This is a genomic window from Phyllobacterium sp. 22552, from assembly GCF_052044585.1.
Lineage (GTDB): Bacteria > Pseudomonadota > Alphaproteobacteria > Rhizobiales > Rhizobiaceae > Phyllobacterium > Phyllobacterium ifriqiyense.
The window spans coordinates 1-21862 of sequence record NZ_JBQENG010000008.1 but is presented as its reverse complement, the minus strand read 5'-3'; the positions used below and the strand labels follow the sequence as shown (position 1 = coordinate 21862).

Annotated in this window: 20 protein-coding genes; 5 read left to right on the top strand and 15 right to left on the bottom strand. The window is 54.3% G+C overall.

Annotation, left to right across the window (positions count from 1 at the left end; genetic code table 11):
- Positions 1 to 17 precede the first annotated feature (17 nt).
- The 4 genes from ACTJI9_RS18085 to ACTJI9_RS18070 all read right to left on the bottom strand — a co-directional run bounded on the left by ACTJI9_RS18085 (position 18) and on the right by ACTJI9_RS18070 (position 4312).
- Entirely contained in the window at positions 18 to 932 is a 915-nt protein-coding gene (locus ACTJI9_RS18085) for an ABC transporter permease (protein ID WP_440810398.1), read from the bottom strand.
- A gap of 78 nt (positions 933 to 1010) precedes the next feature.
- On the bottom strand, positions 1011 to 2519 hold the full coding sequence (locus ACTJI9_RS18080) for an ABC transporter substrate-binding protein (protein WP_440809877.1): 1509 nt from the start codon (positions 2517 to 2519) through the stop codon (positions 1011 to 1013).
- Positions 2520 to 2594: 75 nt separating this feature from the next.
- The gene (gene kdgD, locus ACTJI9_RS18075) at positions 2595 to 3500 is read right to left on the bottom strand and encodes a 5-dehydro-4-deoxyglucarate dehydratase (protein ID WP_440809875.1); all 906 of its coding nucleotides are present in this window, start codon (positions 3498 to 3500) and stop codon (positions 2595 to 2597) included.
- A gap of 59 nt (positions 3501 to 3559) precedes the next feature.
- Entirely contained in the window at positions 3560 to 4312 is a 753-nt protein-coding gene (locus ACTJI9_RS18070; protein ID WP_307279000.1) for a FadR/GntR family transcriptional regulator, read from the bottom strand.
- Positions 4313 to 4923: 611 nt separating this feature from the next.
- Here ACTJI9_RS18070 and ACTJI9_RS18065 point away from each other — a divergent pair.
- Positions 4924 to 5640 (top strand): autoinducer binding domain-containing protein, encoded by a 717-nt coding sequence (locus ACTJI9_RS18065; protein ID WP_440809872.1) that lies wholly within the window; start codon positions 4924 to 4926, stop codon positions 5638 to 5640.
- On the opposite strand, the gene ACTJI9_RS18060 is transcribed toward ACTJI9_RS18065, so the two are convergent.
- A complete protein-coding gene (locus ACTJI9_RS18060; protein WP_440809870.1) occupies positions 5588 to 5959 on the bottom strand; it encodes a transcriptional repressor TraM in 372 nt (123 codons plus the stop codon). The two genes, ACTJI9_RS18065 and ACTJI9_RS18060, sit on opposite strands and share 53 nt — an antisense overlap.
- Positions 5960 to 6301: 342 nt before the next feature.
- On the opposite strand from ACTJI9_RS18060, the gene ACTJI9_RS18055 reads away from it, so the two are divergent.
- On the top strand, positions 6302 to 6568 hold the full coding sequence (locus ACTJI9_RS18055) for a helix-turn-helix domain-containing protein (protein WP_337352912.1): 267 nt from the start codon (positions 6302 to 6304) through the stop codon (positions 6566 to 6568).
- Between the two features lie 52 nt (positions 6569 to 6620).
- On the opposite strand, the gene pepT is transcribed toward ACTJI9_RS18055, so the two are convergent.
- The 7 genes from pepT to ACTJI9_RS18020 form a co-directional block, all read right to left on the bottom strand.
- Positions 6621 to 7916, bottom strand: a complete 1296-nt coding sequence (gene pepT / locus ACTJI9_RS18050) for a peptidase T (protein ID WP_440809868.1) — start codon at positions 7914 to 7916, stop codon at positions 6621 to 6623.
- 162 nt (positions 7917 to 8078) lie between these two features.
- Complete coding sequence (locus ACTJI9_RS18045) at positions 8079 to 9314, bottom strand: CapA family protein (protein ID WP_440809866.1); 1236 nt, start codon at positions 9312 to 9314, stop codon at positions 8079 to 8081.
- Positions 9315 to 9394: 80 nt separating this feature from the next.
- A complete protein-coding gene (locus ACTJI9_RS18040; RefSeq protein ID WP_440809863.1) occupies positions 9395 to 11086 on the bottom strand; it encodes a dipeptide ABC transporter ATP-binding protein in 1692 nt (563 codons plus the stop codon).
- Complete coding sequence (locus ACTJI9_RS18035) at positions 11083 to 11958, bottom strand: ABC transporter permease (RefSeq protein WP_440809861.1); 876 nt, start codon at positions 11956 to 11958, stop codon at positions 11083 to 11085. The genes ACTJI9_RS18040 and ACTJI9_RS18035 overlap by 4 nt, the downstream gene beginning before the upstream one ends.
- 12 nt (positions 11959 to 11970) lie before the next feature.
- On the bottom strand, positions 11971 to 12948 hold the full coding sequence (locus ACTJI9_RS18030) for an ABC transporter permease (RefSeq protein WP_440809859.1): 978 nt from the start codon (positions 12946 to 12948) through the stop codon (positions 11971 to 11973).
- A 6-nt stretch (positions 12949 to 12954) separates the two neighbouring features.
- The gene (locus ACTJI9_RS18025) at positions 12955 to 14604 is read right to left on the bottom strand and encodes an ABC transporter substrate-binding protein (protein ID WP_440809857.1); all 1650 of its coding nucleotides are present in this window, start codon (positions 14602 to 14604) and stop codon (positions 12955 to 12957) included.
- Between the two features lie 293 nt (positions 14605 to 14897).
- The gene (locus ACTJI9_RS18020) at positions 14898 to 15476 is read right to left on the bottom strand and encodes a hypothetical protein (RefSeq protein WP_440809856.1); all 579 of its coding nucleotides are present in this window, start codon (positions 15474 to 15476) and stop codon (positions 14898 to 14900) included.
- A gap of 123 nt (positions 15477 to 15599) precedes the next feature.
- Between ACTJI9_RS18020 and ACTJI9_RS18015 the strand changes: the two genes are divergently transcribed.
- Positions 15600 to 15851 carry a helix-turn-helix transcriptional regulator gene (locus ACTJI9_RS18015; protein ID WP_336441319.1) on the top strand — a complete coding sequence of 84 codons (252 nt, stop codon included), beginning with the start codon at positions 15600 to 15602 and terminating at the stop codon, positions 15849 to 15851.
- Positions 15852 to 16749: 898 nt separating this feature from the next.
- Positions 16750 to 18642, top strand: a complete 1893-nt coding sequence (locus ACTJI9_RS18010; RefSeq protein ID WP_440809854.1) for a hypothetical protein — start codon at positions 16750 to 16752, stop codon at positions 18640 to 18642.
- Positions 18643 to 18656: 14 nt separating this feature from the next.
- Here the strand turns inward: ACTJI9_RS18010 and ACTJI9_RS18005 are convergent, their stop codons facing one another.
- Entirely contained in the window at positions 18657 to 19322 is a 666-nt protein-coding gene (locus ACTJI9_RS18005) for a hypothetical protein (protein WP_440809851.1), read from the bottom strand.
- Positions 19323 to 19721: 399 nt separating this feature from the next.
- Positions 19722 to 20558: a DUF2971 domain-containing protein gene (locus ACTJI9_RS18000; RefSeq protein WP_440809848.1), complete on the bottom strand. Its 837-nt coding sequence runs from the start codon at positions 20556 to 20558 to the stop codon at positions 19722 to 19724.
- Between ACTJI9_RS18000 and ACTJI9_RS17995 the strand changes: the two genes are divergently transcribed.
- The gene (locus ACTJI9_RS17995) at positions 20547 to 21545 is read left to right on the top strand and encodes a hypothetical protein (RefSeq protein WP_440809845.1); all 999 of its coding nucleotides are present in this window, start codon (positions 20547 to 20549) and stop codon (positions 21543 to 21545) included. The genes ACTJI9_RS18000 and ACTJI9_RS17995 overlap by 12 nt on opposite strands.
- A 6-nt stretch (positions 21546 to 21551) precedes the next feature.
- Here ACTJI9_RS17995 and ACTJI9_RS17990 read toward each other — a convergent pair.
- Positions 21552 to 21862 (bottom strand): thermonuclease family protein (locus ACTJI9_RS17990; RefSeq protein WP_440809843.1); only part of this gene is annotated, 311 nt, incomplete at its 5' end.

Sequence of the window (21862 nt, the reverse complement as noted above, 5' to 3'; positions counted from 1 at the left end):
CGGCCATATCGAGCTCCTCAGTAGCGAATGCGCGGATCGAGAGCGACGTAGAGAAGGTCGATCGCGATATTGACGATAAAGATGGCAATGGCAGTGACCAGAATTGTCGACTGGACCACAGCAAAATCGCGCTGAATGATCGAGTCGATCATCAGTTTGCCGATGCCGGGCCAGCCAAAAATTGTCTCGACCACCACCGCGCCGTTAATGAGACCGGTGGCAAGATCGCCGGCAACGGTAATGACGGGCAGCAGGGAATTGCGCAATGCGTGTCCAAAGATGATGCGCCGTCGCTTTATCCCCTTAGCGTGAGCCGTTTTGATATAGGGGGCAGCAAGTGCCGAGATCATTGTGCCGCGCACCACCTGGACCAGAAGACCGAACGGGCGAAGCATGAGCACGATGATCGGCATGATCCAGTGCAGGGCCGTACCGGTACCGGAGGTCGGCAGCATACCAAGGCCAACGGAAAAAACGAGAATCCCGACAATCGCGATCCAGAAATCGGGCATGCTGGCGCCGGTGAGCGAAACCAGTCCGGCTACGCGGTCGAACAGGCTTCCGGGGCGCGCCGCGGCCAGCGCACCAACAATCACGGCAAGAACCGTAGAGAGCGTCATGGCAAGAATTGCGAGCTTCAAGGTAGCCGGGAACGCCTCCAGTGCCACCTCTATGGCCGAGCGGTTCTGGCGCAGGGATTGTCCGAAATCCAAAGAAAGGAGGTTGCGCAGATAGTGCAGGAATTGTGTATGGATGGGCTGGTCGAGGCCATTGAGGCGTGCAAACGCCTCGCGCGCCTCAATGCTTGAGTCCAGCGGGAGATAGAGCGCCGACGGATCCCCGGTCAAACGCGTGAGGAAGAAGACAAGCGTCAGAAGCCCAATTACTGAAATGGTGCTGTGATAGGCGCGCCTGCCCATATAGCCTAACATCATACGAAGCCTCTGGATTCATCTGGAGTGGGAACGAGCGCGAAAACCGCGCCCGCATGGTCCCGGCATCGGAATGGGTCAGTTCCTCAGGCCGATATTGGCAAGCGGTATTTCACTGTTGGTGGTGATGTCCGGCTTCCAGTCCAGCCTTGTTCCCACCCTGGTGTAACCGATCATGTGGAACATCGGGATATCGACAGCCAGGTTGTCGTGAACCTTGGAAAAGATTGCCTTGAACCTTGCTGTCCGGTCGTCACCCGTCGCAGCCATAGCATCTGCCACATCCTTGTCGAGCTCTGGATTGTTCATGGTCGAATAGCTGCCGACCGAGGTATAGAAAATCGGAATCGTGAAAGCAGCGTCGCCCTTGTTGTTGTCGTGCATCATCTGCAGGAGATTGGGGCCGCGCCCTTCCGGGAAGGGCTTTTGCAGATAACGCAACCAGTCATTCACGTCGAGCATTGTCAGTTTCACATTCAGTCCGACATCCTGCCACATCGCCATCATTGCTTCCATGGCTTCCGAGCCGTTCGGATAGATGCCGTTGCGCCCGATCAGCTCGATTTCGGTATCGACCGGAACACCGGCTGCCCTGGCTTCGGCAATCAGCTCGCGGGCCTTTGCTGCATCGAAGGTCCAGGCCGCAAGGGCATCATTGTGACCATTGATGCCCTTGACGACCATTTGCGAGGCGCGCTGCGCATCCTTGCCGAAGAGCTGGGACAGGCCTTCCCAGTCGATGGCCAGGTTGAGCGCCTTGCGGATACGAACGTCATCAAGCGGGGCGAAGCCTGCATCAATGCGGATCGCCGTGGTCTCCGAGTTCAGATAGGCGAAATCGGTATCCGGATTTGTTGCATCCTGGATCGCGATGGACGGTGTCAGATCGGCCTCGCCCGTCTGAACCATCGCCGCACGGATGGACGATTCGGGACGCCAGACATAGCTTGCTTTGGCAATGGCCGGTTTCTTGCCCCAGTAGCCGTCAAATGACTCCAGTACGACGGTCTGGGACGTAAAGCTGGAGAGCTTGAAAGGACCGGTACCGACGGGGTCGTTTACCGCCTTGTCCGCCGGTGTGTTTGGAGAGACAACCATGATCACGCTGAGCAGGGTCGGCAAGATGGGCTGAGGCGTGTCAGACTTGATTTCAACGGTCAGGTCATCGATTGCAGTGACGGTAAGCCTGGCGTCGCCAAACTTGGCAATATTGCTGCACGTGACCTTGCCGCTGGTCATCCGTTCGATGGAAAACTTGACGGCCCGGGCGTTGAAGGGGGCGCCGTCGTGAAACGTCACGCCCTCGCGCAGCTTGAATCTCCACGTATTGGGATCGACCTGCGTCCATTGTGTTGCCAGACTGGCGACCGGCTGACCGCTGGCTGGATCGATGATGGTCAGCGGCTCGACAACATTACGGCTCAAGATCTGGCCGACATTGGTGATAATGGTGCCGCATGGTTCAAGATTTGCCGGTTGTTCAGGCAGAACGATATTGATCTGAGCGCCATTTTGCGCCGCCGCAGGGCCGGCCCAGCCGGCAATTGCCAGTGCTCCTGCGATAATGCGAATAGATGTCTTTTTCATTACATTCCTCCCAGATGAAACGATGACGATATCAGGATCGGGGCACCGTCTCCGGGCGCCGACCGAACTTGCCGGTCAGCCGCCCGCGGCGGCAATCAGTTGGCGCAGTATTTCCCGTTCCTCGCCATCGAGGTCGATCAGCGGCGGGCGTACGGGACCGGGTCCATAGCCGACGAGATCGACGCCGGCCTTGATGATGGAAACCGGGTACCCGGCCTTGCGGTCGCGCAAGGCTGCAAAAGGAAAAAAGAAACTGCTAAGTATCTCTTCCATGACGGCCCTGTCGCCCGCGCGCATCGCGCGATAAAAGCGCTGTGCGAGTTTCGGGACGAAATTGAAAACCGCGGAGGAATAGGTCGTTACGCCGACCCCGTTGAAACCTTCTGCGAAGAGCTCATGGGTCGGCATGCCGCCAATATAGCAGAGCCGGTCACCCAGCTTGGCCGTGACATGACGCACTAGGTCCACTTTGCCGGTTCCGTCCTTGAACCCGATCAGGTTGGGACAGGCATCTGCCAGGCGCGCCACCGTATCGGCATTGGCCACCGAATTGGCGCGGTTGTATAGAATGACGCCAAGGCCGGTTGCATCGCAGACTGCTTTGACATGCGCGAAGATGCCCTCCTGCGGCGCTTCAGTCAGATAGTGTGGCAGGAGGAGAATCCCGTCTGCGCCTGCGCCTTCGACGATCCTGGCCGTCTCATGGGCAAGTGACATGCCATAGCCGCACCCGGCGATGATCGGAACCTCGCCCGACACTTCCTTTGCTGCACGCGTGACCTGTCCGACCTCGGCCGGTGAAAGCGAGAAAAACTCACCGGTCCCTCCGGCTGCAAACAGGGCAGCAGCTTCAAAACCCGACAGCCATTCAACGTGCCGTTGGAAACTGTCCAGATTGAGGTGGTAGTCCGATGTGAAGTGTGTGACGGGGAAAGACAAAAGCCCTGAACCGACTCGCGACTTAATTTCTTCAGGCGACACTCTATTTCCTCCCAACAGATGCATTCTGCAGGAAGTCATATGATGACTTTTAAGATGAGTCAACCAGACTCATCTTCTTTTTGTTCATTTTGCCATGGCGTGAGCGAACGATAGCGCTTGATGCCTGTAACGAGATGGCGGCGCATGGCCTCCCGCGCCCGATCCGGATCTCGCGCCATGATTGCCTCGGCGATTTTGCGGTGCTCATCAAGGATAGGTCCGTCCCTGCTGGGCAAAGGATCGACGCCGCCCATAACGGTGCGAAACTTCACGCGGGGGATCATGCGCCGGCCGATATGCTCCAGAAATGTGCGGAACCGTGCGTTGTTCGTGGCCGCTGCAATCGCCATATGGAACTGGAAGTCGGCTTCATCCGTTGGCCTGCCTTCTGCGACGAGTCCCGCAAAGATGTTGACCTGCGATTGAATCTCGGCCTCCTGCGCCGGAGAACTGCGCACTGCGGCGAGCGCAGCAGCCTCCACCTCGATGCCGATACGAAGTTCCAGCTCCTCGATAATGTCGGAAATCTTGCTTGTTTCCTCTGTGAACAGACGCAGGCCCGGATCACTCTGGCGCGGCCCGATCACGAACACGCCCGACCCATGCCGGGATTCCACCAGGCCGTCGGCGCGCAGCGCCGCGATCGCCTCGCGTATCACTGTCCGGCTGAAACCGAATTTCTCAATCAGCGCCGGCTCGGTCGGCAATTTGTCACCGGGGGCATAGTAGCCGGCCTCGATTTGTCCCCGTATCGCATCGGCGACCTGAAAGGACAAGGAAGGGCGCCCGCCGCTTCGCTTCATGTTCAGCATCTGCCCGCGTATATCCGATTTTACTTCAGTCATCATATGACCTCGACCCGTTCCTTGTGATTTCATCTTATGGGAATGGTCGATGTTGGTACAGAGGCAGCCGGGGAAATATTCAATCTCTGTCGACGCATGCGTTGCACCTCTCATGCTGCATGCTAATGCAAGTCAGTAAACTGGCCGGAGCGACCAACTTCACGGCGTCATTTGCGTCAGCGGCAGCAGGGGTGGTGTCCGAAACCGATCGCTGCAACCGGAGGCATAAACGGCATCGCGAGAAACCTGATCGGAGTGTACGTGCGATGTCTTTGGTGGGGGGCTCCATGCGTCAGCGAATTAAAACTGAGAGGGCCAAGGCATAGCCGGAGCCCGTCTTGAGTATCGACTGCCGGTGCCATGTCGCCGGGTTTGCTTGAACAGTCGCACCTTAAACCTGGAATATCCGAACCTTTATATGCGCGCGCGCCATACCCACAATTTTTGTGAAGGAGGTATCAAATCGCAACCTGGAGCGGCTTGATTAACCTTGGGCGCATCGATTATCTTTACTATCAGCACTCGATTTGTTCCCGGCTGGCGCCAAAGATCTGCAATGCCAAAAGGAGACCCTAGGTTTGGACGGACAACTTCAATCGCTCATTGACACGCTCGATGTCGCTATCGACGAACGCATGATTGAAAGCGCAATGAAGCGTTTCACGATTGCGTGCGGGTTCGAGCGTTTCGCCTATCTTCAAACGGCCGGAACAGAAATCAAGACTTTCAATTCCTATCCTGCGGAATGGCAGTCAATTTATTTTACAAATCGATATTCCCGTATCGATCCGGTTGTAACGACAGCCAAACGGCACATGAAACCCTTTGCATGGTCGGCAGACGCCTGGCCTCGCGGCGATCTGTCGAGGGAAGAAAAACAGTTTCGCTCCCAGGCGCTCATGTTTGATATTCGATCTGGCATTACAATTCCGGTTGAAGGCAGCTACGGTTCCACCCTCATGCTCACCTTCGCTTCCTCTCAGCCGCATTGCGATGCAACCATTCTCGGCGACCCGAGGAGGGCAGAACGGGCGGTGCTCTATATCCACCATCGCTGGCGCACAGTGGCGCAGCGTCCCCTCAGTATGCCGAAGCTTCTGCTCTCACCAATGGAACTCGTCTGTCTCAAATGGTCGGCGGAAGGCAAATATATGCCGGACATTGCCGAACTGACAAACAAGCGGCATCGTACGGTTCAATATTATCTCGATAATGTGCGCGCAAAGCTTGAAGCGACCAATCTCAATCACGCAATCGCGCTTGCGAAAGACATGGGTATTCTTGAACCCGATTGACTTCTTCAGGCCCCTCCTCCGGCACCTTCGGTATATATCCCAACAGATCGAGGAGTTCGGACAAGTGATTTTGTTGAGCAGCGGTTCTTTCCTGACGCGAAAGACATTCTGCAGCAAGTCTTTCTATCTGCTCCGTGGATACCTGGGGGTTAGCCCTGGCTCTTTCCCATTCTTCATAGATGATCTGATCGGACTCCAACAGGCGCCGATGTTCGCGAATGGCGTCGATAACGCAGAGCTCCAATTCAACCTTGCTCATTGATGTAAGGCTTGTGCGGTCAAAATTGATACTTGTTTGATTATTGGATTTTGGTTTCACGCGTATCTCGCCAGTTTTGATCTTGATTTGTTTGGCCAGCAACGTTGTACGGAAGCTGGATCAACGGAACCTCTGAATCGTGTACCAAACATATGTAACACTTCAATGCATACAGCGTCACTCATGATCTTCAACATGATCGCGTCAGTATGATGTGCCGAGTTCGCAGGTTTCCAGGTCTCTCGTTTCCGTCCATCGGTGTCGATTCCCCATTAGAACTTCGTGCTCAACCATTGAACGAGTTCGCCGTTTGCGAAGACGAGGCCCACGCAGCGGCGGGCGATACCGATTGCAGAGTATACTCTGTAGCTGAATGCACTGCAACGCGCATGACTCCGGATCATGGATATTCGAGAGATCTTTGCGCTCAATCTCAGGACGCTGCGACACGCCAGGGGGCTTTCGCAAGAGGAACTCGCGCACCGTGCAAACATCCATCGCACTTACATCAGTTCCCTGGAAAGATGCGTTTACAGCCCGACCATCGATATGGTGGACGGCATCGCAAAAATCCTTGAGGTGGAAACATTCGAGCTCCTCGTTTCCAGGCACCGTTCCGCTGCCAGCAAGACAGCCAAATCGGAATTCAATCCATCCTCCGATGTATGATTCCAACGCGTGTAAACTCACCGCTGTTTCAGAGAAACTCCGATCATCGTGCTTAATCATGAACCTCGCCTATCAACGCTTTGGAGACCGAGTGTCTGCTGCCCTCTTCTGCTGCGAGGGTACACAGCATGAGAGCGGTCTTGTAGGATTGTTCGAACGCTGGAACGGGCAGAAATTCGAAGCGCGAATGGAAATTACAGGCGCCGGTGAAAAAGTTGGGGGTTGGCAGACCATGGGCTGACAGCGCCGCCCCGTCGGTTCCTCCACGCATCGGTACAAGCTTTTTTTCAATCCCGAGATTTTCGAGTGCGCGAAAGAGCAATTGTGCCGGGCGAGGGTCTGCATGCAGGTGATCAGCGATGTTATGGTAGGTGTCAACGACATTAAGCTGCACCAATCCGGAAGTGTACTGTGATCTTATCTTTTCGGCGATGTTGCCGATGCGCCGTTTGCGCCGCTCGAATTCTTGCTTGTCAAAATCACGGATCATAACTTTCAGGTGCGCTTCTTGTTCATTGGCGACGATATCCTTGAACCAGTAATAGCCTTCGCGGCCTTGTGTGCATTCAGGTGTTTCGTTGCGATCAAAATGAGAGATGAAATCGAGAGCCATCAGCAGCGGATTGACGAGAACGCCTTTTGCCGACATTGGATGCGCGGTGACACCGGTAAAGACAATATCGGCTGATGCGGCATTGAAATTCTCGACGACCACTTCGCCGAGGGCGCAGCAATCAATTGTGTAGGCGAAATCGCATCGGAATCGATCAAGATCGAGCGCGCTCGCACCGCGCAATCCAATTTCTTCATCGGGAACAAAGGCGACAAAAATGTCTCCGTGGCGCTTTGACGGCTCCAGCCGTGCCACCAGGGTCATAAGAACCGCGATAGCTGCCTTGTTATCGGCACCAAGGACGCTTGTTCCATCGCTGACAATAATGTCCTCATCCTTCCAGGGAAGAATCTCCGGATGTTCGCCGACACGCAACCAGATGTCCTGCCCGGGATTGAGACAAAGGTCCGATCCTTCGAAACGCTTGATCTGCGGGCGGATAACCGGAGAAAGACCGACATCGACGGTATCGAGATGGGCGATGAAGCCGACAGGCGGTGCGGCCGGGCAGTTACCGCGTTTCACCCCTGTGACGATGGCGTGCTCATCGACGATGACCTCCTCAAGGCCGAGATTGCGCATCTCACGGGCAAGCAGTCTGGCCAGTTCAAGCTGGCCCGGAGACGATGGCAGATCGGGTGAAGCAGCATTGCTCTGGCTTTCTATCGCTACATACCGGAAGAAGCGGCTGACAAGTTCATCGCGGACGCCTGTTGTTTGTCGGGTGGGGGGCATTTAATTCTCTCTGCTGGTGTGATCGAGATGATGTTTGGCAGGCAGTTGTCTTCGGGCATCCGTGGTTCTCTTGTCCCTCTCCTTGCCAGCCTATGGAAATCTCAAGGTCTGTTCAGGCAGCTTACGATTGATCCTTTCAGGCAGGCTGCTATCCCGCCCTGCTCAGACGCGCAGGATGCCGATCCCGTCAGCAAGGTCGATCTCGGCGCCCATATCTGCCGATTGGCGCTTGAACCGCTGCAGGATTCGTGTCGCGCTTGCTCCCGTCGCAAGGTGAGGAACCAATCGGCCCTCGAGTGAGTGACCGCCAAGGCTGTCTTCTCCACCGATCACAATGGGATAAAACCGGATGTCGATCAGCGAGTTGTCGTCTCCGTAGGCGCACAGGCCAACAACACTCTCCCAGACCTCGGGTGCATGCCACGCGGTCGTTTCTGACCTGACATGGAAGATGAAATTGCCAAGGCTGTAGAAAATCGGGCGCTGGCGATAGATTTCCACCGGTTGCAGCACGGGCGCGCCATGGCTGACGAACATGGCAGCGCCTGCGTCAATACATTGTCTGGCAACGGCGCCGACCCAGTCCGGTACCTGATACCAGTTTGAGGCCCAGTGATGATGGTGCAGATAGGCCATGACAAGGCATCCATCGCTTGCAGCGGAATTTATTGCCGCAAGGTTGCGGGCCAGATCGTCTTCATCGATTTTAACGCTCCTGCCACACCTTGGCGCCCGTTTGAAGATTGCACGGCCAAGTCCGATCTCCTCATGCGGGTCTACAAAGGGTGGATCATCAGGCTGACTGTCATTGGTAAGGTCGATCGCCGTATAGCCGACTTTTTCCCTGACGACCCGCATCTGGTCAAAGGCTTTGTGATCGAGCTCGATGATCTGTGACAGACCGAGCCTGTTGACACCGGGCCTTTCCGGTCGATTTTTGCCGGCATTGGCTGCATACATGAAATCTGGACCTGGCCCGCCATCCATCGCGACGATGGCAACAGATCTTCCCCGGATCGTCGCCCTTCCTGCCCGCGACGCCTCGCTCTGGTTGCGTCCGAGGCCGGCATGGAGAAAGCCGCGCTTCTCCACTTCTTCGAGGGTTGAAAGCACACCGGAAGGGCCAAGGTCGAAAGCGTGATTGTTGGAAAGCGAAAGCCCGCCGAAACCGGTTGCCTGCAAAGCATCGAGAACGACGGCGTCGCTGCAGCCAAAGAATGACCCTTTCAAAGGCCAGCCGCCATGGCTTCCAAGGATCGTCCCCTCGAAATTGGTAAATGAAAGATCTGCGTGATGCAGCAGTTGCCGGACCTCATCAAATGCCGGGGTGCCGAGACTGCGAATATCGTGTTTTATAAGCGACTGGCCTGTAAGGGCCAATGTGAACCTGTCATTCATGAGTTGCCTTCGTGGAGTGTTGTTTTGATATCCGCAACGCGGGTGTGGGAACGTTCTGTCGATGCATGTTTCCTTGTCCCTCAACAGGTGAACCGGGCGGGCCGGGCGTCGATGAGGGTGCGTGTGTAGGGATGTGTGGATTGTGTGAAGACGAAGTCGGAGGATCCGGAGTCCACAACCTGCCCGTCCTTGAAGATGTAGACGCAGCTGCACAGCTGCTGCACGACGGCAAGATCATGGGAGATAAAGACCATCGTCATGTGCTGCGCTGTTATGGTGTCCTTCAAAAGCTCGATGATTTCGGCCTGTACGGACACGTCAAGCGCCGAGGTCGGCTCGTCCGCGATGATGATCTGCGGGCGTGCCAGCAGCGCCCGCGCAATACAGATGCGCTGCTTCTGGCCGCCCGAGAGCTGATGGGGAGAACGGGAAAGCAAGCTGCGGGCCAGACCGAGCCGGTCCATCATGGTGGCAGCGTCGGCGGGCTCGTCTTCGGGACCGGGGCGTGCACCGAAGCGAATGGCCTCGCGCAATGTCTCGCCGGCACTCATCCTCGGATTGAGCGACACCGAAGGGTCCTGGAAAATCATCTGAACCCGGCCAAGAAGGCCGTTGCGGCCGCCTCGTTTCGAAACATCGAATGCGTCTTTGCCGATCGTGACCGTCCCTGCCGGCGCCGTATCGAGACCGGCGATGATCCGGCCGATCGTCGTCTTGCCGCTTCCGCTCTCGCCGACAATGCCGGTGATCGCGCCACGCGGCAGCTCAATACTGACATTGCGCAATGCGAAACTTGCCTTGTTGCGGGACAGGCCCCACGCGAACCCTTGGCGACTGAAGGTTTTGGAAACACCCTTTGCCACGAGAAGCATGGTGTTGTCCGCGCCTGCATTGGTGGAAATGGACCTGTTGCCGTTCTCTGGACCGTTGCCGGCAGCCGCCGAAATCCGCAATCGCGGAACTGCGGCAAGCAGAGAACGCGTATAATCATTTGCGGGTGCATCAAGAATGACCGAAGTGCGATCCTGTTCGACCACCCTGCCCTTTCTCATGACGAGCACCCGGTCGGTGATCTCCGACACCACGCCCATGTCATGGGTGACGAGGACGATGGAAATACCGGTGTCATCGACGAGAGTTCGCAGGAGCTTCAAAATCTGCTTCTGTACTGTGGCATCAAGTGCCGAGGTCGGCTCGTCGGCGATGATGATGTCGGCAGATCCCGCCAGCGCGACAGCGATGACAGCGCGCTGTCTTTGTCCGCCGGAGAATTGATGCGGATAATTGCCGTATCGGCGCTCAGGCTCCGGGATCCCGACGCGGGCCATGAGCTCGATAGCCCGGGCGCGTGCCTGCCTTCTCGAAACAGAAGCGTTGATTGCCAGGATCGTTTCCTGCACCTGTGCGCCGACGCTCATCAAGGGATCGAGTGAGGCAGTGTGGTCCTGGAAGATGGCGGATATCCTGCGGCCCCTGATGGCATCGCCACCTCCTGCCATGGTGTCGCCCTTCCCTTGCATGGCATTGATTGGCCTGCCATCCAGTTCGATCGATCCCGACACCCGCTGGAACCCGGGAGCAAGCAGACCGAGAATGGCGTTGCCGAGGGTCGACTTTCCGGCACCCGACTCGCCGATGATGCCGACGATTTCGCCGCGCCCGAGTTCGAAACTCACATCCTGCAGGATCGTCACGGGTCCGGGCGCAGAAGAATAGCGCAGATTAAGGTTCTTCACCTGAAGAAGAGGTGCTGTTCGGCTCTCAAATGTCATAACGGGCGGCTCCTTGGATCAAGACGGCGCCGAAAATCTTCTCCGACGAGGTTGATGCTGGCGATCAGGCCGAACAGCGCGAGACCGGGAAAGAGGCTGGTCCAGTATTGTCCGGTCAAAAGGTACTGGAACCCGTTTGCGACGGCCGAGCCGAGCGAAGGCTTGTCGATCGGAACGCCGAGGCCAAGAAAGGACAGTGTCGCTTCAAGCGCGACTGCATGACCGATCTCGATGGGAATGAGGGTCACAGCCGGTGCAATGCTGTTGGGCAAAAGGTGGCGAAAGATAATCCTCGACGTTGGCAGCCGCATGAGGCGGGCGGCATCCATGTAGGACTTGTTCGTCTCGCTCAATGCGACGCTGCGCGCCAGTCTGGCATAGGTTGCCCATTGCGCGATGATCAGGGCCAGGATGATCCGGTCGATCCCGGGGCCGAGCGTGACAATGGCGACCAGGGCGACCAGAATGGTCGGAAGGCTGAGCTGAAGATCGACCAGTCGCATGATGGCGATATCGACCCAGCTCCCGAACCAGGCAGCGCTGACGCCGGCTGTCAGTCCGATCAGGGCGGCAATGGCAGCGCTTGTGACTGAAACCACCAGGCTGATGCGCAAGCCATAAACTATGGTGCTGAGGATGTCTCGTCCCAGCCCGTCCGTTCCCAGCAGATAGAGATAGCCGCCGGTGCCGGGCGTGCCCGGAGCAGACGAGGCTTCCCATCCATAGATCTGCAGCGGATCATAGGGGTTTTGCGGCGCGATGACCGGTGCGACAATTGCAAGCACGATATAGGCTGCAAGCACGATCATGGGAATGGTCAGGACTTCACGACAGCGGTGCCTTTTCAGGGCCGGAAGGATTTCGGTTTTCATGGGACTTCACCTTTATGAGGACAGGCGCACGCGCGGATCGAGCACGGCATGAAAGAGATCGACAAAGGCATTGAGCGCGACGAAAATCACCGAAATGAACGTCAGCGTCGCCATCACCACCGGCCGGTCGAGGAGCTGGATGGAGTCGATCAGGAGTTTGCCGATACCCGGCCACGCGAAAATCGATTCCACCACGACCGCAAAGGCCAGCATGCCGCCGAACTGCAGGCCGATGATCGTCACAATCGGCACGCTGATGTTCGGAAGGGTATGGCGAAGCAGTATTCGCCTGGAGGAAAGTCCCTTGGCACGGCAAAACCGGGTGAAGTCGAGACTTTCAACTTCAATCGTGCCCGAGCGCGAAAGCCGCGCGATCAGTGCGATATTGGGAATGGCAAGCGCCAAAGCGGGAAGGACAATATGCCAGACCCCATTGCGGGTGAGGATACTCCACTCCTGCCCGAGCAAACCAACCGTCGCGCCTCTGCCGCCGGACGGAAACCATCCGGTCAGGACAGCGCCGCCAAGGATCAGCATCATGGCGAGCCAGAAAGACGGGATGCTTAGGGCAAACACACTGGACTTGAGAACAATCCGATCGAATACGGTTCCGCTTTGCCTGCCGGCGAGAAGCCCCAGACCAATGCCGATGGGTGCTGCAATGAGCATTGCGACACAGGCAAGCTCGAGCGTTGCGGGCAGCTTGCTGATGACAAGCGCGAAGGCCGGCATATGATAGATATACGAGGTCCCGAAATTCCCCCGTACCACATTGCCGATGAACACGCCGTATTGGTGCCAGATCGGTTGATCCAGTCCAAGCGCGATCGTGGCATTGCGGATATCCTCGGGCGTCGCCGTTTCGATGTTGACGATGTTGAAGACCGGGTTGCCGACACTGTGAATGCCAAGGAAGCCGATCACCGACATGGCGAAGAGAAGAAGGATGGCTTGCGACAACCTTCCCAGGGCAGCTGAAATGAGGGCCATGATCGCTTACTCCGTCACGGCAGATGTCTGCATGGCGGTCGTCCAGCCGCGGGGATGCATCGCATAGGAGGCAACCCGCTTGCCGTAACCGACAATATGGTGGAAGTGATAGAGCGGGATGATGGGTTGGTCGGCCATCACCAGATCCGTCGCCTCGGCAAGGGCCTTGTTGCGCGCGGGGCCTTCCGGAGTGCTTTGCGCCTTTGCCAGCATCTGGTCAAAAGCCGGGTTACGATAATGCCCGAAATTCAAGGCGCCGCTGCCGGTCTGCGGACCTGGTGAAGCAAGGAGTGCGTGAAGGATGACATCGACCGCCTCGCCGGAGGTGCCACCATACCAGAGCCCATAATCGCCGGCGGCACGCTTGGTGTTGAAAACAGAAAAGGGGGAGGCAGCGGGCCGGACGGCCACCCCGATACGGGCCCAGCTTTGGGCGATTGCCTGGATGCTCTCGCCGTCACCCGGATAACGGCCCGCGGGACCTGCCAGAACAACGCTGAAACCGTCGGGAAAGCCGGCTTCAGCCAGAAGGGCTTTGGCCTTGTCATAATCTGGAGCTTCGGGCTTCAGATTGGCGGAGGTGCCGGGAAGCCCGTTCGGAAAAACCTGTGCTGCAGCGGTGCCGTAACCGGCAAGAATCTTGTCGACGAGAACACCCCGGTCCGTCGCCATGGCAAGCGCACGCCGCACCAACGGTTTCCTGAAGGGATTGGGTATCTGCTCTCCCGTTTTGCCTGTCACGCCGGGGAGTGTGTTTCTTTCCACATCGAACTGGAGGAAATTGATGCGGGCTGCACCGACGCTCGCAATTCTGGCGCCGCGCTGTTTCAAGGATGCCACATCGCGGGCCGGAATGGCGTCGGCAACATCGACATCGCCGGTGGTCAGGGCAGCAACACGGGCAGCGGGGCTTTCAATAATCCTGAACGTGACTTCTGGCCAGGCAGGCCTGTCGCCCCAGTAGTCATTGTTTCTCTCAAGCTTGAGCATCTCCCCGGAACTCCAGCTTGCGAACCTGTATGGCCCCGTGCCGACGGGTGCGCCCGTACCGACGGGTGCGCCCGTACCGACGGGAGCGCCCGCGCCTGAGGAAGCGCCGCCGGCATTGAGTTCCTCCGTCGTCTGAAACCCCGGCCCCGGCCGGTGCATGATGAAGATCGAGGAAAAGGACAGCGGCAGATTGGGAACGCTGCCGTTGGTATCGATGACGACAGTCAAGGGATCGGGCACTGACACCGACTTGATTGCGCTGACATAGGAGCGAAAGCCGCCACTCGGCGATTTTACGAAGTCCCGGATGCGTTCGATCGTGTACACGACATCATCCGCCGTAAACGGCGATCCGTCATGAAAGCGCACATTGTCCCGCAGCTTGAACTGCCACCGCGTTTCGGATGTCGCAGCCCATGAGACGGCAAGGCCAGGCTTCAGGTCCAGATGCTCGTCTTGATAGACGAGCCGCTCGTAGATATGGGAGAGCAGCGAGGTATTCTCGTTGAGGTTGGCGTAATGCGGATCAAGCGTCATCAACTTGTACGATGTCGCGATCCGAAGTCCTTCCTGTGCCCGTGCCGCCCCGGAAAAACTGATCCACGACAGGATCACAATCAGCAGGGCCGACAAAAGACATGAACGAAACGGGTTTCCTGATTTCATTATAAGTTCCCTCTTTTTTAAGATTCTGAACGCAGTTGGCCCACTGCGGCGGAAGGGCTTCCACCACATGTCGGCGCGATACCGGGCCGTTGCTTTGATATTTTTGAAGAGTATTCTCTGTAGATGAATACGCTTCAGTACGGAATCACTCCCTTTGTGAAGACGGACAATGCGTTATTCGGAAACTGAAGAAGGCGCCCGCATTGACCGGGTTGAAAGGGCTATGACGATGAAGAAACCCATACGTTTTGCTCCGCCGGACGAAATGACTGTTGCCGGCCGCGGGGGACATGCTAACCACCCCCGGCCGCTCTTCGCCTTCCCGGCGGCGACACCTGATCACGCCCGTTTCTCTGAAGCGACATTTGCGCGTCGATCTTCAAAAGGTCGGCAATGACAGCGCGGATTTGCAGCCAGGGATATTCGTCGCAGGCAGCATCAGGCTGCCACTTGTCGACGATGGCGTGCAACTTGGCAGTTGCGCCCATGATTGTTTGGGCCGGTGTGTACCACAGGATCTCTGCAACTCTGTTCTCAGCGATAAATGCCTTCCGCTCCCGGTCGAGGGCTCTGCTGTACCCTAGCTTCTCATCGCTAGCCTTCCAGGCATCGGGTGCACTCTGCCGCGAACCGGCCATTGAGATGAGTTTCGCTTCAAGCTTCTGCTGGCGCCGGCACGATTTACTTGCGTCCAGCCGTGCAGCGCACCATTCGCGCCACGTCATGACCGCCGGATCGTCATCGCAAGCCTCTGCCGGTGCGGTAATCCCGGCAGCAAGGTGCGGATATGTGGGTAAAGACGCCGCCAGCACCAAATGGAAATCTCTCCGCGTGACCGGAGGCAAAGTTCTGCTATTGTCGGAATCAGCCATGATCCGAGCTCCTTACAGCTTGGTAGTGGTTAGGCTGCATCCAGTGCTCGAACACTGGGTGCAGCCGGTGTGAGTGTTTAAGTGCCATATGAACTAGAAAAGTTCAACCAGAAAATGACAATTATGAGAAAAATAACGGGAGCGCAAATCCGTGCGGCAAGAGCTTTAGTTCGATGGACCGCTAAAAGACTAGCAGATTCAGCTAGTGTAGGTGTCTCTACAATACGACGTGCAGAAGAGGACGATGGATTGCCCTCAATTACGACAGCAAACCTAAAACTAATTCAGATTGCCCTTGAAAATGCTGGAATTGAATTTATCCCGGAAAATGGCGGAGGCGCTGGCGTGCGCTTCAAGAACAATGACCAATCGTAAGCCGTTTTACAATGGAGCGATCCGCTCAACGAGAACCAATGTGACTGCAGCTAGCTTGAAACGGTAGCTAATGTGACAGGCAATCGCTAATTTTCTATGCGAGGCCCCATCCGCCGATTAGCAACAACATCGCAAGCTGTTCGCCTTTATCTAGTTTAGGTGCCTTAATGATACGGGAGATGGCATGACACCTACACATTCGGACGGCTCGGTTACAAAATGGAGGCCTCGCCCGGAAGGGATTTCGTGAGGGATATCAGTTACTTGCCATAGGGTGTGGCAGGAACTTTCATCAACACAAATCAATAACTTAGCTGGCGCGCTGCCACACCTTTGTCCAGCCCAAATAGGTTTGTTGCATGAAAGAGGAGAACATCGTCATGGCTGGGAAGTTTAACGAAGAATTGGAAAATTATTGTTCGACAATAACGCAGCCAAGGTGGCGCACGAAAAGGAATTAGCACAACGTCGAGACGAACGGCACCGCTTAAACAACTCATTCGTACAAATACGCGACCAAGTGATCTTGCCTGCTCTTAATGAAATCCACGCAATTCTAAGGGCGAGAAACGTCGAATCCTCCGTATCAAAATCTCCAGACGCGATGAGCAATGGTTTCTACACAAAAACTGGACCCGCGACCATTCGCTGGAAACCGGACGGTTCTGCACCTTCGCAGGTCAGTTTCGGGCTTACGCCGGAATCAGACCAAGTGATTGTAGAAGCTGAGCAAGCCATCGGGTCAACCTCTACGTCGCTCCGCCTTGGGGAGTTGGCCTACGCGAGGTAACGACAGATGGAGTTCAAGAGAAAGTTATGATAATTCTCAGGGAGGTCCTCTCTCCCAAACAGTAGGCCGCGGGTATCCCTCTGCTAATGGCTGCAAATGTTAAGGTTCTTGTCAAAAATTAGAAAGGCTCTTTTGATCGGCCCAGAGAAAATTGCAACAATTCTGCAGAGCGCCGCTGCATCTCAAATAGATTCTATTTCCAAATCCCACCTGCAAGATTATTTGCAATATTACATTTCGTTGGACCGTCCCGGTTACGCGGTTTTGGTCACCGGAGAATGGGGCACTGGAAAAACATTTCAGGTTACAAACTCTCTATCTGCCGAGAAGTATTACTACGTTAGTCTGTTTGGCATCCAATCAGTTGAACAGCTTCACGCGGAAGTGCTCGCAGCAGCTTTTCCAACGCTCGACAAAGCCGGTAAATTCTTCAATTGGGTCGGCGAAACGTCAAAGGATGTAGGCGGAATATTCGCACTGGGAGGAGCAGCTCCCGGAGCATTTAATGCCTTGTTTCGTCGGGAACTTAAACCAGAACGCGCGCTGATATTTGATGATCTCGAGAGAAGCAACCTCCAATTGGCCGATGTACTTGGAGGTATCAACTTCTACGTTGAGCAGCAAGGGTTTCAGGTAATTGTAATCGCCCACGACGAGAAGCTGGCAAATGGTTTTCTCAGCATGAGGGAAAAGACGTTCGGCCAGGCGATCCGAATCGAACCTCAGATCAATCTCGCGTTCGAGAGTTTCGTTACGGGATTAAAAAGCACGTCTGGCGCAACATTTGTTAGAACCCATCAAGATACCATTCTCGGCATATTTGCGGAATCGAGGGAAAGATCTCTACGAATTCTTCGACATCTAATTGAAGATCTTGACCGGTTACATCGCGCCCTGACCATGGAACATTTGGCACATGAACCGGCGATGAGGCACCTAGTTAAATTGTTTTCCGCATTCAACATAGAAATGCGTACGGGAAATTTGTCTGAAACTAACTTGAGAAATCGAAAAAATGCCAGACTAAACGCAGCAATTCGCTCCAGAGGGAAGACCGATGCGGAAGAAGTTGATCCACTCGTAGTAGCGGATACAAAGTTTAAAGAAATTGATCTTGAGGACGGTTTACTTAACGATCATGTGCTCATAGCGATGTTTGTGGACGGTCGCTATGAACCAAATGAAATACGTCGGTCACTCGACAATTCAGTTTACTTTCTACGACCCTCAGAAGTTTCGCCTTGGAAGGTAGTGATCAATTTCGACGAACTCGACGATGAGGTTATTGGCAAAGCCGTAGACGAAATGGATGTGCAATTTGCAGAACGCTCGGTAACGGATACCGGAGAGCTACTACATATTTTTGCTCTCCGCTTAATGATGGCCGACAATGGAATCATCAAGCGCTCACTGGAAGAAGAACTAAGAGCCTGCAAGGACTATATCGATGACTTACTGAAGGACAATCGCCTTCCCGCTCGACCAACGCGTTGGGATTGGCGAAGCAGTTTCAACAATGGATATGATGGTTACGGTTATTGGATAACTGAAAACGCAAGGCCATCCTTCACGAAGATACACGAGTATCTTATGGAAGCCCGCGAGCAAGCACTAACTAATACCTTTCCGGCGATACGCGAGCACTTGCTTAAGACAATGTCCCATGATTCGAAAGCTGTGTTCGAAATGATCTCGCCCACTAACAACGGCGAAAACCCTTACGCGCATATAGCTTTGTTACACGGTATCGCACCAGCAGCCTTTGTTGACGCATGGCTTTCAGCACCAATAGATCAGTGGCGGATGATTCAGTATGCTTTGCAAAATCGATATGAACACGAACGCATCAATCGAGATTTAAGCGTTGAACGGGACTGGGCTCGTAGTGTCCATCAAGAGTTGCTCGACAGAGCTGAAGCTGCAACAGGTTTTGCATCCCTTCGAATTCGCCGCCTTATTCCAAGTGTCCTTCGAGGACTTACTGAAAACGCCGATTCATAACGGATTGTTTCCTATCAATCGTCTGCTTCTACTGGAGTATTGGCAGCCTCCCGCCTAACCGTTTTACCAAGAGATTTTCTCGGATCGGGCCAAGGTTCAGCCAGAACTTTTCGCGCGTTGTTAATGGCATCTCTGAGCGCAACCTGCCCCTTAATCGATGTGTATTTATTCTTGAGATTGGTTTGTCGCTCAAAATCCAATAGAGCCACCGTAAATTTAAGGATGAAAGAAACATCTTTAAAATCTTCATTATTAGTTTCCCCGATTTCCTCAAGTATATGGTTTGCACTCTCGTGGAATACTCCGACTAATCCGCTCTTCTGTTTTGCGCTGACTGAAAAATTCAAGTTATGAGCGAAAGTATTACGCAATGAATTTATTTTAGTAATAATCGTAAAAAGTGCATCGCTGATGAGACCGTTGGCTAAACAAATCTCCAACTTATCGAGAACGTACTTCCTCCTTTTCTCATTTATTATCGCGTCCGGGCGAGCTAAACTTTCTGAAATCATCTGATTAAGGATGTGGTCGATATAGATATGGGCAATAATTATTTTGACCCATTCATCATGATTGTCCATCCTTTGCGCAAATTCGTCATGATCGTAGGATGATATGGCAGCGGTTGCCTTAATTTCCTCTTCCGTTATCGATCTCCAGTCGATGTCGCCAAACTTCATGCTATCGCAAGTCCTTTCCAGATTGATATTTTGCAAGACTCCCAGGCACGCCCCCCCAGCTTATTACCACCACAACATGTTTAGCATTCGCTGAGAATACAGCCGAGAGACTTCAAAAATTGGCAGAGGTGGTCGATAGCTGGGCCAATGAACATTCCCCCAATCCTACATTGCTGATTACGCTACTAGTATAGATTTTGTAATGTGGTACGGACGGGTCGCTTCACCATAAAACTCCATCCTCAGCAATTACTGGGACGCGCCGGGCATCTTGGCGCAATTGGGAACGATATCGGGCACAAATTCCGGTTACATTTCACAGCCGGTAATGGGTATGCAGTCTGGCGGCGGTGTATGCGTGGCGAACTCTCAAAGCTGCTCATTTGAGCGCAGCAAAGACTAGCGATAGGTTGCAGCTGATCGACGGACGTTAATTTTTGAATAGCCTTGGCTTATAACGAAAGTTTTGATTATGTCCTCAGGCGTCGTATGTTTGGGGCCGAGTATTACCTCATTCAGGATGGCTGGGTGGGTGCTACGAAATTCGACGGTTTCAAAAGGTTTTAGCGCGCTTCGAGTCGGTCGAACCTCGAACTTGCGGTTTTCATTCGAAGTGAATGGCGCCAGCAACCGCCATTCATGTTCTTCTGAGAATGCCGGGTTTTTGAATTTGTACATATCGTCGGTCAGTTCGAGTAACCAAAGCTGAAATTCTCTGAACTCTGCGTTGAGTTTTTCAATGTTACGTAGGGTGCTCTCAGTTGATGCTCCTGGAGTAATTTGAAGCCGGGAAAAAACTCCTGATTTTGAATACTCCATAATCTTCCTAACATAAGGTGCTAAGGTCGACTCAGCTTTTGTCTTGCTGTACTCGATACGTACAAGGTCAATTACTTTAGGCATTTGTTCTAGCCATTCGTTCACGATGCTTTCAGAAAAGCCTAAGCACAGGCCGAATCCATCGTCCGCATACCCCCGCCACTGACTTAGAAGATCGGGAATTGCTGAGAAGCAAATGCCCAACCCATCCTGCATGGTGGGCAACTCGTCTAATTCTTCTTTGACGAGTGCAATTTGTGATTCAATCAGTCCTTCATCTCGACACATGGCCAATAGAAGGTCTGTTAGCCATCGTCCCTCGGCAGCATCGTTCGACATGGTCATTGAAGAGAGCCTCAGCGTTCCAGAAGTGATAATTGCGTGGAACGCCTCGCTTGAACAGTAATGATAGATCATTTCCCCTCCGGCTCTGAAGCGACCCTTACTAAGAGGTTATCAACCGCTGTGAATTTGTCGATACTTGCTGATTTGAAAGATATCGGCTTTGCTCCGATGCAGGGGCAAAAGATGGCACAACAATCAACCAAACCAAATTGGTCTGCGGAAAAACAAAGACGTAACTGGCTGGCCATAATGGCGGCAGTAAGCATCGGTTACATATTGGTGTTAGGAGTGCTGTTTCATCTGGTCACACCAAAACCCTACGATTGCGCTTACGGCTATTTTCCTTGTTTATCGGCCAATGAGTTAGGTGACCTGGTTGCCGGTGTATTTGCTCCATTGGCATTCCTTTGGCTGGTTGCCGCTGTTCTCGTGCAATCCCAAGAGCTACAAGAGCAGCGTAAAGAGCTCGCGTTAACCCGTGAGGAAATGAAGCTTCAGCGCGGAGAGTTTGAGCAAAGCAGGCTCGTGGCCATCGAGAGCAAAGGCGTGGCCGAGGCTCAAGCGAAAGCAGCTGATGCGCAAGCCCAAGCTGCTATTTTGAATGCTAATGCGGCTGAAGTTCAGAATACAATTCTGCATGAACAATTGTTGGCACAACGTCAGGAGCGGACAGATCAACACATAGTCAGTCTAATTTCAGAGTTGCATTCAATGTTCTCTTACAGATTGGCTGATCATTTGTTTCTGTCAAAAGAGCTGGGACCATCTTCCATTCATACCATCGATGTGTTGCTTTGGACTAACACACGCACATCTGATCCAATTTCAGCTTTGTTGGGCATCCTTCCCCATGCAAACCTGCAGATGAAGAAGATAAATGACCTTAACGAAGGTTATAAATTTGACCCGGGACCGCAGTATAGCGACTTGAAGAGGACGTTGACGATACTATCCAGCATTATCGAACTCTCTGCCAGTGCATCACCTAGAAAAAAGCAACTCATTGCTGACCTTGATGTAATTCCAGTGCGCGACCAGCTCCACCTGCTGATGCATTAGTTTATCTCAACACCATCCCCTCCGTTTCCCCGTCCAGGGCCGCACCAAACGCATTTTTACCAGGAGTCGGCCGACGTCCTTCCCACCGGCAGAGATCATCGCAAGCGTGCGGCCATATTTGTCTATCAACCGGCCGCTCTTAGGGTCGCCGCGCTGAACGGTAAAGTCACCGGCCTTTAGCAGCTCGTTCAGCACTAGTTTTGCTTCCAGCCCCTGCTTGAACTCCGATTCGCATTTTGCCTGCCGCGTTTCGGGCGCATCAATATTGGCAATGCGGATCGTCTCGCCGTTCAAGCGGATCGTGTCGCCATCGATGA

What these genes read in the sequence shown, in the direction of transcription:
- ACTJI9_RS18085 (WP_440810398.1), bottom strand. Translation starts at nt 932, where the DNA reads ATGTTAGGCTATATGGGCAGGCGCGCCTATCACAGCACCATTTCAGTA.
- ACTJI9_RS18080 (WP_440809877.1), bottom strand. Translation starts at nt 2,519, where the DNA reads ATGAAAAAGACATCTATTCGCATTATCGCAGGAGCACTGGCAATTGCC.
- ACTJI9_RS18070 (WP_307279000.1), bottom strand. Translation starts at nt 4,312, where the DNA reads ATGCTGAACATGAAGCGAAGCGGCGGGCGCCCTTCCTTGTCCTTTCAG.
- ACTJI9_RS18055 (WP_337352912.1), top strand. Translation starts at nt 6,302, where the DNA reads ATGGATATTCGAGAGATCTTTGCGCTCAATCTCAGGACGCTGCGACAC.
- pepT (WP_440809868.1), bottom strand. Translation starts at nt 7,916, where the DNA reads ATGCCCCCCACCCGACAAACAACAGGCGTCCGCGATGAACTTGTCAGC.
- ACTJI9_RS18045 (WP_440809866.1), bottom strand. Translation starts at nt 9,314, where the DNA reads ATGAATGACAGGTTCACATTGGCCCTTACAGGCCAGTCGCTTATAAAA.
- ACTJI9_RS18040 (WP_440809863.1), bottom strand. Translation starts at nt 11,086, where the DNA reads ATGACATTTGAGAGCCGAACAGCACCTCTTCTTCAGGTGAAGAACCTT.
- ACTJI9_RS18035 (WP_440809861.1), bottom strand. Translation starts at nt 11,958, where the DNA reads ATGAAAACCGAAATCCTTCCGGCCCTGAAAAGGCACCGCTGTCGTGAA.
- ACTJI9_RS18030 (WP_440809859.1), bottom strand. Translation starts at nt 12,948, where the DNA reads ATGGCCCTCATTTCAGCTGCCCTGGGAAGGTTGTCGCAAGCCATCCTT.
- ACTJI9_RS18025 (WP_440809857.1), bottom strand. Translation starts at nt 14,604, where the DNA reads ATGAAATCAGGAAACCCGTTTCGTTCATGTCTTTTGTCGGCCCTGCTG.
- ACTJI9_RS18020 (WP_440809856.1), bottom strand. Translation starts at nt 15,476, where the DNA reads ATGGCTGATTCCGACAATAGCAGAACTTTGCCTCCGGTCACGCGGAGA.
- ACTJI9_RS18015 (WP_336441319.1), top strand. Translation starts at nt 15,600, where the DNA reads ATGAGAAAAATAACGGGAGCGCAAATCCGTGCGGCAAGAGCTTTAGTT.
- ACTJI9_RS18005 (WP_440809851.1), bottom strand. Translation starts at nt 19,322, where the DNA reads ATGAAGTTTGGCGACATCGACTGGAGATCGATAACGGAAGAGGAAATT.
- ACTJI9_RS17995 (WP_440809845.1), top strand. Translation starts at nt 20,547, where the DNA reads ATGATAGATCATTTCCCCTCCGGCTCTGAAGCGACCCTTACTAAGAGG.
- ACTJI9_RS18000 (WP_440809848.1), bottom strand. Translation starts at nt 20,558, where the DNA reads ATGATCTATCATTACTGTTCAAGCGAGGCGTTCCACGCAATTATCACT.